The organism is Mucilaginibacter sp. P2_A4 (assembly GCF_056405015.1).
Genome location: NZ_JBFUCX010000001.1, coordinates 479,938 through 494,721, shown reverse-complemented (window position 1 = coordinate 494,721; position 14,784 = coordinate 479,938). Strand labels below are relative to the sequence as shown.

Sequence of the window (14,784 nt, the reverse complement as noted above, 5' to 3'; positions counted from 1 at the left end):
CTTGCTGGTGCTCACTCACAATAACATAAGGCATAAAACATTAAAGTATATTGATAATAAACCACTTACAACAACACCATTAAATGATACAAAGACAGCCCGACTAAAAGGAGCTCATTAATGCCTATAAAAGCGGACGTCATAACCTTCTGGTTTTCTTTTAAATGCGATTCCCTGAATGTTCAGCTTATTGATTCCGAAAAATTTAGATCTTTTGTATCTTTTTTACCTCCGTCTCCTTTGGAGAGGGCCCGGATGAGCCTTTTTTTGTTAATTTTGCCCCTTCGAAATGAAATTTAAATTAACAACACAAGATCCGCTTTCAAAAGCCCGCGCAGGTGAAATTACTACAGATCACGGCACCATACAAACCCCTATATTTATGCCTGTTGGTACAGCCGGCACAGTAAAAGCAGTACACCAACGGGAGCTTAAAAGTGATGTAGAGGCGCAAATCATCTTAGGAAATACCTATCATTTATATTTAAGACCAGGCCTCAACACGCTGGAAAGCGCCGGTGGCCTGCACAAATTTAACGGTTGGGAGGGTCCTATTTTAACAGATAGCGGCGGTTACCAGGTATATTCATTAACCGAAGTACGCAAGATAAAGGAGGAAGGTGTTACCTTCCGATCGCACATTGATGGCTCAAAACACCTGTTTACACCAGAGAACGTGATGGACATACAGCGCATTATTGGGGCCGATATTATCATGGCTTTTGATGAGTGTACCCCCTATCCATGCGATTATAACTACGCGCGCCGTTCTATAGAAATGACACATCGCTGGCTTAAACGCTGCTGCGACAGGTTTGATAGCACCGAGCCAAAATACGGTTATAACCAAACGCTTTTCCCTATTGTACAGGGGTCTGTTTACAAGGATTTGCGTATGAAATCGGCAGAAGCTATCGCTTCTTTTGAGCGTGAAGGCAATGCCATAGGCGGACTGTCTGTAGGCGAACCGGCCGAAGAAATGTACGCCATGACAGAGATTGTGTGCAATATTTTGCCAGAACAAAAGCCACGTTATTTAATGGGCGTAGGCACTCCTATTAATCTATTGGAAAATATAGCGTTAGGAATTGACATGTTTGACTGCGTAATGCCTACCCGCAACGCCCGCAATGGAATGCTATTTACAAAAAACGGCATCATTAATATCAAGAACGAAAAGTGGAAAAACGACTTTTCGGCCATTGAAGATGATAGTGAATTGTTTGCAGATAGAGATTATAGCAAGGCTTATTTGCGCCATTTAATCCACTCCGGCGAGATGCTGGGAGCGCAAATTGCCACTCTTCATAACCTCCATTTTTATATTTGGCTGGTAAAAGAAGCCCGTAAAAAGATCATTTCCGGTGAATTTTATGCATGGAAAAACATGATGGTTGGCCGCCTGGGGCAACGATTATAATACTCCTGCAATCAAATAAATAAAGGATATAAGCGTTGCTTACATAATATAAACCGTGGCTTTAAAAAACAAATAATCTGCCGATGAGGACTTTTATACACCGGTACCTGATGGTTATCGACAGGTTTATTATTAAAAAATACCTGGGCACTTTTGCATTCACAATGGCAATTTTTGCAGTGATATCCGTTGTGTTTGATGTATCAGAAAAGCTGGATAATTTCACCAATAAACATGCAACTTTGCATGATATCGTATTCAGGTATTATGCCGGTTTTATTCCTTTTTATCTCAATTTACTGTCGCCGCTCATCAACTTTTTAGCGGTAATATTCTTTACGGCCAAGATGGCCAACCAAACAGAAATTGTACCTATTTTAAGTGGCAAAGCAAGTTTCAACAGATTTTTAAGACCCTATTTTATAGCTGCCTCTTTAATATTCGTGGTTTCTTTTTTTGCCAATGTGTACCTGATACCCTATACAAATCGCCTAAAAAACGACTTTGAAAACGCCAATGGTATAACAGATAATGACCCTACCAAGAGCCAGGTTCACATGCAAATTGATAAGCATACCTTTGTTTACCTGTCAAATTACGACCCCACAAACCACACAGGTTATACTTTTATCATGGAGAAATTCAATGGTGATACCCTCCGCGAGAAGCTAATTGCCCAGCAGGTAACCTATGATTCCGTGAAAAAAATATGGTCATTAAAGGATTATTCAGTAAAATATGTAAGGGGCTTAAAGGAGCAATTCATCCATAATCTGGGCCAAAAAGACACGGTTTTGGATATGCATCCAAGCGACTTTATTGTGTATGATAACGTATATGCAGCCATGTCATTAAAGGACCTGAACAAGAATATTGACAAGGAAAAACTACGCCGGCCAGAGGTTTTAAACAACCTTTATTATGAAAAATTTCACCGTTTTGTGTACCCTTTGTCTGCCTATGTTTTAACCATTTTGGGGGTAGCATTGTCCTCCCGCAAGGTGCGCGGAGGCGTGGGCTTACCGTTGGGGATAGGTATTTTGCTTTGTTTTACCTATATAATTTTAGAGAAATTTTCCATTGTATTCTCCATAAAAGGGGGCGTACCGCCCCTATTAACGGTAATGATTCCTAACACCATATTTGGCATAGTTGGCTATTACTTACTTTTAAAAGCACCAAAATAATGGCTCAAAATCCCTCAAATACCTTAAATAAAAACCTGATTATACTACATTTTACGGTGTTTATTTGGGGTTTTACGGGCATTTTAGGTCAATTAATCACCATTTCTGCCGTGCAATTGGTGTGGTATAGGGTCCTTATTGCCTTTGTTTCATTATTTTTATACTTCAGATTCAGCAAAACCGACTTTAAAGTTGACCATAAAACATTGCTAAAAATGCTTTTTACAGGCGCTCTTGTAGGCGGTCACTGGATTCTTTTCTTTGCTTCTATCAAGCTTTCAACCGTTCCGGTAGCGTTAGTTTGCTTATCCAGCATCACTTTATTTACGGCAATTTTTGAGCCCATTATCAACAAAACCAAAATCTCCAAACTCGAGATCCTGGCCGGATTATTAATCATCAGCGGCATCGTTTTAATTTTCAAATTCGAAACACAATACACTAAGGGTATCATAGCCGGCCTGGTAAGCGCAGTTTGCGCCAGTCTTTTTTCTATTATCAACTCCAGGTTTGTACAAAAAAGTGAAGCTCCTATCATTGCCTTTTATGAACTAAGCGGCGCGTTTTTATGGATATCCATATACCTTTTTGCAACCAATGGATATAACGATAAACTGATATTAAAGCCTGCCGACATTGGCTACCTGGTACTACTTGGAACCGTATGCACATCCCTTGCCTACGTTGCAGGGGTATCTGTAATGCGCGAGCTTTCGGCCTTCCGCGTAGCGCTCATCACTAATCTTGAACCTGTATACGGCATCATCATGGCTTTTATTTTCTTTGGCGATATGAAGAAAATGTCTGTAGGTTTCTGGGCAGGATCTGTCCTCATTCTATCAACAATCTTCCTGTATCCTGTGGCGCGTAAACAAATTTCCAGGCGCAAAAACCGGGCTTAATATTCTTCATTTTTTCTAATCTCTCTTCCTGGTAGCGATTTGTTTTACCATTTATCGGTGATGACAATTTCCCCTTATCTCATTAAATCTACCCACCGTTTCATTTGCCCATATCAAATTGGGTGCTGAATAGGGGATAAAAACCCACCTCAAAACAAACCGCTTTTAAGCCCTGTGAGCCACTTTAAATTTTAGGGGTGCTCCGATACCTTTCCGCGCATTTGCGCCAAACAGAGCCAAAATTCAATTTTTAGTTAGTGTATCAAATTAACATTTTCATAAACCAGGTTAAAATACCAAACACCCTCTAAAACCTGATTTATTTTGAATAAAAAAAGTCAAAATATCAATTTAAATAACAATTTTATTTACCTAAAAATCTGATATTTATAAAGATTACCAAAAGTAAAAATCAAACAAAATCGGGCTAACTAAAAACGTAAAAAACTAAAAAAATTAGCACGATTAGATATAGATAAAAATATACATATATAAATTACTATAATTCAGGCAAATAGAAGTTATTAATTAATGCAAAAATACATTTAAGCAATCTTCATGAGCAGTCAACTCAAAGTGTATTGAGTTAAAAAATGAGAATTGTAATTAAATGGCGGCAACCAGCGCCTTTGTATACAGGACCAAAAAAATGAGTGAAAAAATTTGATTCTCACAAAAGCAAATCCCCACATTTTTCAGCCTCAAAAACTATTCTCGAAAAAAAACATGGCATCCTGATTTTTATAAATGGGTTTTAAAAATCAAATGATTTCACTTTTTAAGATTGGCACGTCGGCATCATTTCTACAAGCCCTGGGAGTTGGTCTGATGAACAGTTATTGATTTAGGAAATCGGGAAATTATAATGGGAAGAATTTACATCCGCCGCTATGATTTTTATCAATCATTTTCAAATGCAATCCCCTCTCTTTTTTTGGTCTCACGAATGCTTCCATCAAAATGTATTTTTAATAAACATTTAAAAACCTCATATTGTATCAACTGTTAAATCAAATCACCATGAGCATAAAAACCATCACCATAATCGTCATCACAATTTTGCTTACCGCAGCGCTCGCCCAAAATACCGACGAGGTTACATTTGCATTTTTATTCATGAATTTCAGAGTCTCCAAACTTGCCCTCATGATCACGATGACCGTGATCGGTTTTATTTTAGGTTTCATGGTAGGCCGGCCCAAAAAGCCAAAATATGATATTGGCGGCTATCACGACAGCATTCAAAAAAAGGAAGACAATAATACACTAAGTGACGAAGACAGAGACTACATCAGCTAACACTATGGAAAAGAAAATCGGATTTATCGGCCTTGGCAACATGGGCATCAACATGGCCAAAAACCTCATCAGCGAAGGCTACCATTTACAAGTTTATAACCGCACCCTTTCAAAAGCCGACGGGCTCGACCCAAGCCACATCACCAAATGCCTAACCCCGGCCGATGCCGCCGTTGGGGTATCCATTGTGGTGAGCATGCTATCAGAAGATGAGATCCTGCGAGAATCGGTTACAGGCGACAACGGAATTTTAAAAACGCTACAGCCAAATGCTGTGCACATATCCATGAGCACTATCTCGCCAGAGCTGGCTGTGGAGTTAGCTACAGCGCACCAAAAAGCGGGCAGCCATTACCTGGCCTCCCCCGTGTTTGGCAGGCCAGAGGCTGCTGCTGCTAAGAAACTTTTCATCTGCGTTTCCGGTCCACAGCATATAAAAGATTTGGCCAAACCTGTGCTTGATTGCCTGGGCCAGGCAATTCATGATTTTGGCGAAGAAACAGGCGCTGCCAACGTGGTGAAAATAACCGGCAACTTCATGATCATGGCTTCAATGGAAATGATGGCAGAGGCCTACACCCTTGCAGAAAAAAGTGGGCTGGACCGCGTACAGGTAGCCAACTTTTTTGGCTCGACTTTATTCAATGCTCCCATCTATCAAAACTACGGGAAGCTAATTGCCAACAAGCAATACGAGCCGGTGGGTTTCAAAGCCAAATTAGGCTATAAGGACGCGCGCCTTGCATTTAAACTATCGCAGGCGAGTGAAACACCCTTACCACTCGTAAACGCCGTACACAGCCGCTTGTTAAGCGCCGTTGCAAAGGGAATGGGTGACAGGGACTGGGTGGAGGGTTTTGGCAGAGGGGTGAGTGAAGACGCGGGAGTTTAGTCACCATGTCATTGAGGTATAAAATCTGTGAACTCTGAAGAAGAATTGATGTTTTAAAAGATTTGTCATCCTGAACGCAGTGAAGGATCTATTCGCAGATTTACAGGGCGAAGAAACATGGCGAATAATAGATCCTTCACTGCGTTCAGGATGACAAAAAGTTTTTTTTTTTAAAGCGTCATAGTTAATCACGAAGCAATCGCGAACTATACCGGGCGGACTTGTATGGTTCGCGATTGCCTCCGTTGGCTAACGGATCGCAATGACATCAAGTTGGCACATCCGAAATTATAAATAGAAAACTTCGTTCTCTCCTTCCAAAAATCCCAGGTCGGGGGTGTGGTCAAAAATCCCAAACACTGATGCCCCGCTCCCGCTCATGCTGGCGTAGATTGCACCGGCCTGGTACAGGGCTGCTTTAACGCCGCGGATTTCTACATGGTTTTTGAATACCGATGTTTCAAAATCATTTTTGATATGCTTCTTCCATTCGGTGATCGGCTCGGTGATGAGCTCCAGCAGAGAGTCTTTTACCGGGGTAGGTTTTATACCGCCGAAAGCCTCAGAAGTGGAGATATGAATATCGGGCATTACCAACACAATTTTGTAGGCCGTCAGATCGAGCTTTATCGTTTCAAACTCATCCCCTCTTTCAAAAGCAAAGACGGGTTTATTTTCGATGAAGAAAGCGCAGTCGGCACCAAGGCGGCGCGCGTAGTCAGTCATGTCATCAATAGAGATACCGAGTTTAAATTCTTCGTTCATCAGCCTGATAAAAAAAGCAGCATCGGCAGAGCCTCCGCCCAGGCCCGCGCCTATCGGAATATTTTTGTGCAGGTGGATATTTACGGGTGGGAGGTCAAAATCTTTTTTTAGCAAATGATAACCTTTAACGCAAAGGTTATCCTCCTCCGTCCCCGGTATGTCAAGTCCCGAAGAAGTAAAGCTCAGCTTATCGCTCGCCACCACTTCCAATGCATCTTTTAAATTGATGGGATAAAAAATGGTTTCCAGATTATGATAACCATCAGGGCGGCGTTCGGTAATGTTGAGGCCAATGTTTATTTTTGCGTTCGGAAAAATGATCATAATTAAAAGCTAACACTGCTTGTATTTTTACACATCTGTTAGGATACCAAAATTAGATTATTTTTCTTTGCCTTTTGAAAATGTTCACTGGTTCATTAGTTCATTGGTTCATTAGCCTCTTCGGGCTCAATCAACTCAATTCAACCCGATCAACCAAATCAACTTAAATAACAAAATGAAACAGTATCTCGATTTGATGAGACATGTATTGGAAACCGGCGCGCAAAAGCACGACAGGACAGGAACCGGTACCGTAAGTGTGTTTGGCTACCAGATGCGTTTCGACCTGAAAGATGGCTTCCCGATGGTGACCACAAAAAAGCTGCACCTCAAATCTATCATCCACGAGCTGATATGGTTTTTAAGCGGCGATACCAACATCCGCTATCTGAAAGAAAACGGCGTACGCATCTGGGATGAGTGGGCCGATGCCGAAGGCAACCTTGGCCCGGTGTATGGTTACCAGTGGCGCTCATGGCCAAAACCAGATGGAGGGCACATTGACCAGATAACCCAGGTGGTTAATCAGATCAAAAACAACCCCGACTCGCGCCGCATGATCGTATCGGCCTGGAATGTTGCCGATGTAAACGAGATGGCCCTGCCACCTTGCCATAGCTTGTTTCAGTTTTACGTGGAGCCAGCCAACCCGGCAAAGGGAGAAACCAAAGGCAAATTATCTTGTCAGCTTTATCAACGCAGTGCCGATATATTTTTGGGGGTCCCTTTCAACATCGCGTCCTACGCGCTGCTCACGATGATGATGGCCCAGGTTTGCGATCTGGATTACGGCGACTTTATCCACACCTTTGGCGATGCCCACCTGTACAATAACCACATGGACCAAACTCGCCTGCAATTAAGTCGTGAGCCTCGCCCGCTGCCTACCATGAAAATTAATCCGGAAGTTAAAGATATCTTCGCATTTAAGTTTGAAGATTTCACTTTGGAAAACTATGAACCCTGGCCGCACATTAAAGCAGCTGTGGCTGTCTGAACCAGAAATTTTCCGAAGGATTAAAATTTCACTAATCTTACAAAACAAACACCACGCGTCATTGCGAGTGATAAAACCCGGGGTACTCTGAAGGAGAGATGACGTTAAAAGGTTTGTCATCCTGAGGAACGAAGGATCTATTCGCAAACTGTACAGGACGAAGAAGCATGCTGGAGAGTAGATCCTTCGTTCCTCAGGATGACAAAAGGGGCTTTAGCAAGTACGACATATAAGGCACGAAGCAATCCCCGATAAGCGGATCCGCTCTGTATAATTAGAGATTGCTTCGTACTAGAAATGACGGTTTATGAATATTTTACAGCCTGAATTCAAAAAATTCATTAATTCGATGAATTCCGGTTCAGACAATTAAAAACAATGACAACATCAATAATAGTGGCAACTGCCAAAAACCACGCTATCGGCAAAGACAACAAATTACTCTGGTACCTGCCTAATGACCTTAAGCACTTTAAAGATGTTACCAGCGGGCATACGGTAATCATGGGCCGTAAAACTTTTGATTCTGTGGGCAAGCCTTTACCAAGGCGCCGCAATATTGTGATTACAAGACAAGCTATCACTATTGAGGGTTGCGAGGTAGTAAGCACCATTGAGGCCGCTTTAGCACTTTGCGCAGATGAAGCAGAAGTTTTTATTGTTGGCGGTGCCGAGATTTACAGACAGGCCTTACATCTCACCAATCGCATTTATCTAACACTCATTGATCAGGATTTTGATGGCGACACCTTTTTCCCTGAATTAAACCCAGCGGAGTGGAAAGAAACAGAGCGAGAAAATTTTGAACCTGATGAGAAAAACAAGTACAGCTATTCGTTCATTACGCTTGAACGCCGCTAACATTTTTTGTCATCAATTTGTTTTAATTTAAAATTTTCTCCTTGCGAAATTTTATTAGATTTGCCGTCTTATTAAAAATAGCTTATAAACTAATTAATTACATATTACAAATTCGATGCAAGGTAAAGGGGTTATTAAATTTTTCGCCATTCTGCTGGCAGTTGTATGCTTATACCAACTGTCTTTTACATGGGTGGCCCAAAAAGTTGAGAGTGATGCCAAGGCATACGCAAAGGGAAGCACAGATAAAGAAAAGGCTTACCTGGACTCAATGTCTACACAACCGGTATATCCGTTATTAAAACACACTTATGCTTACGTAAAGCAAAGGGAACTTGCACTGGGTCTCGACCTTAAAGGTGGTATGAACGTTACCATGCAAATTCAGCTTGATGAGTTAGTGAAGAAAATCTCTAACAACAATCCTGATGTTGTGTTCAACCAGGCTTTAGCAAATGCCGACAAATTACAGGCTGATGCAAAAACCAGTCAGAAAGATTACATCGCGTTATTTGTAAGTGAGTATGAGAAACTAAATCCGGATGGTAAACTGGCCGCTATCTTTTCAACAAAAGATAACCAGGATCACTTAAAGTTCAACGCCTCAAACAGCGAAGTTGAATCTTATTTGAAAGATTTGGCCAACACCGCGGTAAAACAATCGTTCACCGTTTTAAACACCCGTATCAACCAGTTTGGTGTAACCCAACCTAACATCCAGTTAGAGGCAAGTTCAAACCGTATCCTGGTTGAGCTTCCTGGTGTTAAAGAACCAGAACGCGTTCGTAAGTTATTATCAGGATCAGCCAAGCTGGAATTTTATCAAACTTTTGATAACAGCGAAGCTTACCAATACCTTGGTAGTATTGACAACCTGTTTGCTGCTAAAAACAAAACAGCAAAAACAGACACGTCAAAAACGACTGCAACTGCTGCTACTAAAACAGCTCCTGCCAAAGCTGATACCGCTGCCAAAGCCGGATCATTATTGAGCAAGGTTCAAAAAAATGCAGAAAAAGATACTTCGGCTGCAGCTTTAAGCAGCAAAGCACAACAGGCGTCATTACACCCGTTGTTCGCTGTATTAGAACCAAACATTGGTCGCGACCAAAGTGGTCAGCCGCAATTAGGCCAGGGCCCGGTTGTTGGTTATGCCGCATTAAAAGATACTGCTAAAGTTAATTCATACCTGCACAGTGCAATTGTAAAATCAATTATACCGCGCAACATGAAATTCCTTTGGGATGTAAAACCTTTAAAGGATGCCAAGGTTAAAGCATTTGCATTATACGCCATTAAATTGAGCGGTGCCGAAAACGGCCCTGTACTTGCCGGTGATGTAATTACCGATGCCCGTGCTGATGTAAATCAAAAAGGCAGTCCTGAGGTTGTGATGATCATGAACTCAGAAGGTGCTCAAAAATGGCGTACAGTTACTGCCGAGGCAGCTGCTGCAACCAACAAGAGAGCTATCGCTATTGTTCTTGATGACAATGTATACTCTGCTCCTAACGTTCAAAACGAAATTTCTGGTGGTGTATCATCAATTGAAGGTAGCTTTACCCAGGAAGATACACGGGATTTAGCCAATGTGTTAAAGGCCGGTCGTTTACCTGCTCCTGCGCATATTGTGTCTGAAGAAATTGTAGGTCCATCCTTAGGAAAAGAAGCTATTAGCGCAAGTTTACTGTCATGTGTGCTGGGTTTAGTAGTAGTGCTTATCTTTATGATCGCTTACTACAACCGTGCAGGTACAGTTGCGGTGGTTGCCGTTGTTATCAACATATTCTTTTTAATGGGCGTACTTACCAGCTTAGGTGCTGTACTTACAGTTCCTGGTGTTGCGGGTATCGTGCTTACGTTGGGTATTGCGGTTGATGCCAACGTATTGGTATATGAGCGCGTACGTGAAGAGCTTGCTTTAGGTAAATCATTAAAGATAGCCGTAGCCGATGGTTTTAAACACGCGCTGCCGTCTATCCTCGATTCACAGATCAGTACCTTCTTAACAGGTTTAATTCTGTTCATCTTCGGATCTGGACCGATACAAGGTTTCGCAACTACGTTGATGATCGGTATCATAACTTCATTATTCTGCTCATTGCTTATCTCAAGGGTTATATTTGAGTGGATGCTTGATAAAGGATGGGATATTAAATTCAGCAACCCATGGAGTTCACATACTTTTAAAAATGCAAACTACGCGTTCGTAAAAAACCGTTTTAAGTTTTACATTTTCTCTGGTTTGTTTATTACTGCCGGCATAATATCAATTGTAGTGCGTGGCTTTAGTTATGGTGTTGACTTTGAAGGCGGCCGTAACTATATCGTTAAGTTCCCTAACACAACAGTAACTACCGACGCTATTCACAATGCCATTGATGCTACTTTAGGTCGTGGTACCGAGGTTAAAACATTGGGTGCCGATAAGATCAGCATTACTACCAACTACCTGATCAGGGAGAATACCACCGCGGCTGATGCCAAGGTAAGAACCACCCTTATTGAGGCTTTGGGTACTAAAGCAGAAACCAAAATTGCCGATAGTGATATTTTAGGTGGCGCGAAAGTAAGTGCTACTATTGCCGATGAGTTAAAGACTTCGGCAGTATATACGGTATTGATTGCCATATTAGTAATTTCGGCGTACATCTTTATCCGTTTCCGAAGATGGCAATTTAGCTTAGGAGCGATGATTGCCACGGCGCATGATGCGTTATTGGTATTATCATTCTTCTCTTTATTCCAGGGAATATTACCTTTCTCACTGGATATTGACCAAGCATTTATTGCGGCTATCCTTACCGTTATTGGTTACTCTATTAATGATACCGTGGTAGTGTTTGATAGGATCCGTGAGTTCCTTAATCTCCATCATTCAAAAGATGACAAGCAGGAAGAAGTTATCAACCAGGCCATCAACAGTACATTAAGCCGTACCATTATCACCGCTCTGACAGTAATTTTCGTACTGATTGTATTGTTCATATTTGGTGGTGATGTGATCAAGGGCTTCTCGTTCGCATTATTGATCGGTGTTATTTTCGGTACATATTCGTCTATCTGCGTGGCAACACCGGTGATAGTTGACTTTGGAAAAAAAGACCTCAAATAAAAAATAATCTGAATTATTAAAAGGCTCCAAAGAACATTTGGGGCCTTTTTTGTTTTACAGGCGCATCGCCCGTGAGGCTCCAAAGAAAAAGGATGTTGAGCCCTTTTGGCAGATTGTTAAAAGCCTCAAAATCACCGACAGACGGGGTTGCTGATAGATAACAAAAAGGTATAATTGCATTGTAAAATAAAACAACAAACACTGCCATCGGCATAGGTATTGTGCTATGGTATACAAGAGGAGACGCACGCTTGCGTTTCCTATAGATAATCACGGGCGCGCAAACAGGCGTCTCTACAAAACACTAATAATCTGTATATGAACACATCAGATAGCGCAAAATTTCCATTAGTAGTTATAATAGGTGGCGGCTTTGGCGGCCTGCAGGTAGCCAAAAAGCTGAAAGATAAACCTGTTGACATTTTAATGCTTGATAAGCATAATTACCATACCTTTCAGCCACTGCTATACCAGGTAACCATGGGTAGCCTCGAATCCGAGTCGATTGCCTTTTCATTGCGAAAAAACTTTTCGGGTCAAAAAAACTTCCGTTTTAGGATTGCCGAGGTATTAAAAATAAATGCCGAAAGCAATACATTAGATACCACCATAGGCGAAATAGCCTATGATTACCTGGTGATAGCCACAGGATCAACCACCAATTTTTTCGGGAACAAAGAGATTGAAAAATTCTCAATGCCGATGAAATCCATTCCTGAGGCATTAAACCTGCGATATTCTATTTTGCAAAATATTGAAGAAGCCCTGCTTAAACCGAACAAACAAGAGCGGGAAGCCCTGCTCACTTTTGTATTAGTAGGTGCCGGACCAACCGGTGTTGAGCTTTCGGGCTCATTGGCCGAGTTACGCAATCACGTACTGACCAAAGACTATCCCGAGCTTAAAAAGGAAGAAATGAAAGTATACCTTGTGGACTTTTTGCCAAAGGTATTGGGCCCTTTTTCTGACCAGGCCTCAAAAGCCGCTAAAGATTTCCTGACCGGTATGGGAGTTGAGGTGCTGCTGGGTGTAAAGGTTGAAAGCTACGATGGAGATGAAATAAAATTTGAAGGAGGTAAAACCATCCGCACTAAAAATGTGATCTGGAGCGCGGGTGTAATGGGTGTAGTTCCTGAAGGTATAGAAGAAGACAACATTGAACGAGGCAACAGGATTAGGGTAGATAGTATTTGCCGGATGATTGGCAGTACCAACATCTTCGCCATTGGCGATGTGGCCGCCATGATCACCGATGAAACACCTAAAGGCCACCCTGGCGTGGCACAGGTAGCCATTCAAATGGGCGCGCACGTGGGTAAAACAATTGTGCAGCTTATTAACCATGAGCCAACCGCCCCATTTAAATATTTTGATAAAGGTTCATTGGCAACCATTGGCCGCAATAAAGCGGTTGCAGATTTGGGTAAGATCAAATTCCAGGGATTTTTTGCCTGGCTGGTATGGATGTTTGTGCACCTTATATCGCTTTTGGGCGGGCGTAACAAAGTGATTGTATTTATAAACTGGGTATTTAGCTATGTAAACTACAACGGTGGTACAAGGCTTATTATCCGCAAGTTTGAGCGTGAAGGCATTACTAACACCATCCATTTGCCCGAGACAGTAGATTGATGGTTTGTGTTGCCGGTTGCGAGTTGCCGGTAAAAGCTTTAATGTAAATTGATGGTTCGTGTCGCCGGTTGCGAGTTGCCGGTAAAAGTTTTAATCTTGTATTAAATTAATTGATGTTTTGTTACCCGCAACACGAGCCACACAACACGAACCCGAAATGATCAAAATAACCGAATGTCCCCGCGACGCGATGCAGGGAATTGTACATTTTATCCCCACAGCTGTAAAAGCTGCTTATATCAACCTGCTTTTACAGGTGGGTTTTGATACGATAGACTTTGGGAGTTTTGTATCGGCCAAAGCCATCCCTCAATTGCAGGATACCGCTGAGGTATTAAGTAAGCTTGATTTAAACAATACCGGGTCAAAACTGCTTGCGATAGTGGCCAACTATCGTGGGGCGGAAGAGGCCGTAAAGCATCCCGAGATCACTTATTTGGGCTATCCGTTTTCTATATCTGAAACTTTTCAGCTGCGCAATACCAATACCACGCTATCGCAAGCATTTGATAACGTGAAGCGCATGCAGGAATTGAGTACCGCCAATAATAAAAAACTGCTGGTTTACCTTTCCATGGGTTTTGGTAACCCTTATGGCGACGAGTGGAACACCACCATTATTCACGAGTGGACTGATAAATTAGTAAACGAAGGGATTTATAACATAGCCCTCGCTGATACTATAGGCATTGCTAATGCAACACAGATCAGCAGTATTTACCCGGAATTATGCCGTCAATTTCCTAAAGCAGAGTTTGGCATTCACCTGCACAGCACTCCTGATACCTGGCAACCCAAAGTAGCAGCAGCTTATGAAAGTGGTTGCAATCGTTTTGATACAGCCTTAAAAGGCTATGGCGGCTGCCCTATGGCCAAAGATGACCTTACAGGCAATATTGCCACGGAAAACTTAATTGGATATCTTAAATCACAAAACGAGCTCCTGGGGCTTAATTTTGATAAATTACAGGAAGCCCTGGATTATTCGGGGAAGGTGTTTTTGTAGATACGATTTATTAGATGTGCAGATATGCAGATGAAAAAATGGGTAATAGCTTTTTTATTACTGGAACTCTCTGCCCCCATCATTGCGAGTTTTACTATCCGGGCAACACTGAAAGGAAAATGACGTTTGAAAAGTTTGTCATCCTGAGGAACGAAGGATCTTCTTCGCCCTGCTCTTCGCCGACTTTTATAGTGAAAAAGATCCTTCACTGCGTTCAGGATGACAACCGTTTTTACAAAACGTCATAGGTAGTTGTGAAATCCAGGGACTCTGAAGGTGGAAATGACAAGCGGCGAAAGACTTACGAAGTTTTTAAAACTTCGTAAGTCTGGGATTCAACAACTTGTCATAGGTAGGCACGATGCAATGACGGTTAGTGGAGCA

At 41.9% G+C, this 14,784-nt stretch carries 11 protein-coding genes; 10 read left to right on the top strand and 1 reads right to left on the bottom strand.

Features of this window, described 5'->3' with window-relative positions:
- The first annotated feature begins 289 nt into the window (after positions 1-289).
- The 5 genes from tgt (at position 290) to AC1DYB_RS01890 (ending at position 5,700) form a co-directional block, all read left to right on the top strand.
- Positions 290-1,420 carry a tRNA guanosine(34) transglycosylase Tgt gene (tgt, locus tag AC1DYB_RS01910; RefSeq protein WP_477431959.1) on the top strand — a complete coding sequence of 377 codons (1,131 nt, stop codon included), beginning with the start codon at positions 290-292 and terminating at the stop codon, positions 1,418-1,420.
- A gap of 83 nt (positions 1,421-1,503) precedes the next feature.
- A complete protein-coding gene (locus tag AC1DYB_RS01905; RefSeq protein WP_477431957.1) occupies positions 1,504-2,607 on the top strand; it encodes an LptF/LptG family permease in 1,104 nt (367 codons plus the stop codon).
- Positions 2,607-3,509: a DMT family transporter gene (locus tag AC1DYB_RS01900; protein WP_477431955.1), complete on the top strand. Its 903-nt coding sequence runs from the start codon at positions 2,607-2,609 to the stop codon at positions 3,507-3,509. The genes AC1DYB_RS01905 and AC1DYB_RS01900 overlap by 1 nt, the downstream gene beginning before the upstream one ends.
- A gap of 1,020 nt (positions 3,510-4,529) precedes the next feature.
- Positions 4,530-4,808, top strand: coding sequence for a LapA family protein (locus tag AC1DYB_RS01895; protein ID WP_477431953.1), 279 nt, complete (start codon positions 4,530-4,532; stop codon positions 4,806-4,808).
- Positions 4,809-4,812: 4 nt separating this feature from the next.
- Entirely contained in the window at positions 4,813-5,700 is an 888-nt protein-coding gene (locus tag AC1DYB_RS01890) for an NAD(P)-dependent oxidoreductase (RefSeq protein WP_477431951.1), read from the top strand.
- Between the two features lie 288 nt (positions 5,701-5,988).
- Here the strand turns inward: AC1DYB_RS01890 and ispE are convergent, their stop codons facing one another.
- Positions 5,989-6,789: a 4-(cytidine 5'-diphospho)-2-C-methyl-D-erythritol kinase gene (ispE, locus tag AC1DYB_RS01885; RefSeq protein WP_477431949.1), complete on the bottom strand. Its 801-nt coding sequence runs from the start codon at positions 6,787-6,789 to the stop codon at positions 5,989-5,991.
- Positions 6,790-6,964: 175 nt separating this feature from the next.
- Between ispE and AC1DYB_RS01880 the strand changes: the two genes are divergently transcribed.
- From AC1DYB_RS01880 to AC1DYB_RS01860, 5 genes are all read left to right on the top strand, one after another.
- Positions 6,965-7,786 (top strand): thymidylate synthase, encoded by an 822-nt coding sequence (locus AC1DYB_RS01880; protein ID WP_477431947.1) that lies wholly within the window; start codon positions 6,965-6,967, stop codon positions 7,784-7,786.
- A 378-nt stretch (positions 7,787-8,164) separates the two neighbouring features.
- Positions 8,165-8,647 carry a dihydrofolate reductase gene (locus AC1DYB_RS01875; RefSeq protein WP_477431945.1) on the top strand — a complete coding sequence of 161 codons (483 nt, stop codon included), beginning with the start codon at positions 8,165-8,167 and terminating at the stop codon, positions 8,645-8,647.
- Positions 8,648-8,762: 115 nt separating this feature from the next.
- Positions 8,763-11,762 (top strand): protein translocase subunit SecDF, encoded by a 3,000-nt coding sequence (secDF, locus tag AC1DYB_RS01870; RefSeq protein WP_477431943.1) that lies wholly within the window; start codon positions 8,763-8,765, stop codon positions 11,760-11,762.
- Between the two features lie 318 nt (positions 11,763-12,080).
- Entirely contained in the window at positions 12,081-13,394 is a 1,314-nt protein-coding gene (locus AC1DYB_RS01865) for an NAD(P)/FAD-dependent oxidoreductase (RefSeq protein WP_477431941.1), read from the top strand.
- 157 nt (positions 13,395-13,551) lie between these two features.
- Entirely contained in the window at positions 13,552-14,400 is an 849-nt protein-coding gene (locus tag AC1DYB_RS01860; RefSeq protein ID WP_477431939.1) for a hydroxymethylglutaryl-CoA lyase, read from the top strand.
- Positions 14,401-14,784: the final 384 nt, after the last annotated feature.

Bases quoted from the DNA above. Each gene is read 5' to 3' on its own strand.
- tgt (WP_477431959.1), top strand. From the start codon at position 290: ATGAAATTTAAATTAACAACACAAGATCCGCTTTCAAAAGCCCGCGCA.
- AC1DYB_RS01905 (WP_477431957.1), top strand. From the start codon at position 1,504: ATGAGGACTTTTATACACCGGTACCTGATGGTTATCGACAGGTTTATT.
- AC1DYB_RS01900 (WP_477431955.1), top strand. From the start codon at position 2,607: ATGGCTCAAAATCCCTCAAATACCTTAAATAAAAACCTGATTATACTA.
- AC1DYB_RS01895 (WP_477431953.1), top strand. From the start codon at position 4,530: ATGAGCATAAAAACCATCACCATAATCGTCATCACAATTTTGCTTACC.
- AC1DYB_RS01890 (WP_477431951.1), top strand. From the start codon at position 4,813: ATGGAAAAGAAAATCGGATTTATCGGCCTTGGCAACATGGGCATCAAC.
- ispE (WP_477431949.1), bottom strand. From the start codon at position 6,789: ATGATCATTTTTCCGAACGCAAAAATAAACATTGGCCTCAACATTACC.
- AC1DYB_RS01880 (WP_477431947.1), top strand. From the start codon at position 6,965: ATGAAACAGTATCTCGATTTGATGAGACATGTATTGGAAACCGGCGCG.
- AC1DYB_RS01875 (WP_477431945.1), top strand. From the start codon at position 8,165: ATGACAACATCAATAATAGTGGCAACTGCCAAAAACCACGCTATCGGC.
- secDF (WP_477431943.1), top strand. From the start codon at position 8,763: ATGCAAGGTAAAGGGGTTATTAAATTTTTCGCCATTCTGCTGGCAGTT.
- AC1DYB_RS01865 (WP_477431941.1), top strand. From the start codon at position 12,081: ATGAACACATCAGATAGCGCAAAATTTCCATTAGTAGTTATAATAGGT.
- AC1DYB_RS01860 (WP_477431939.1), top strand. From the start codon at position 13,552: ATGATCAAAATAACCGAATGTCCCCGCGACGCGATGCAGGGAATTGTA.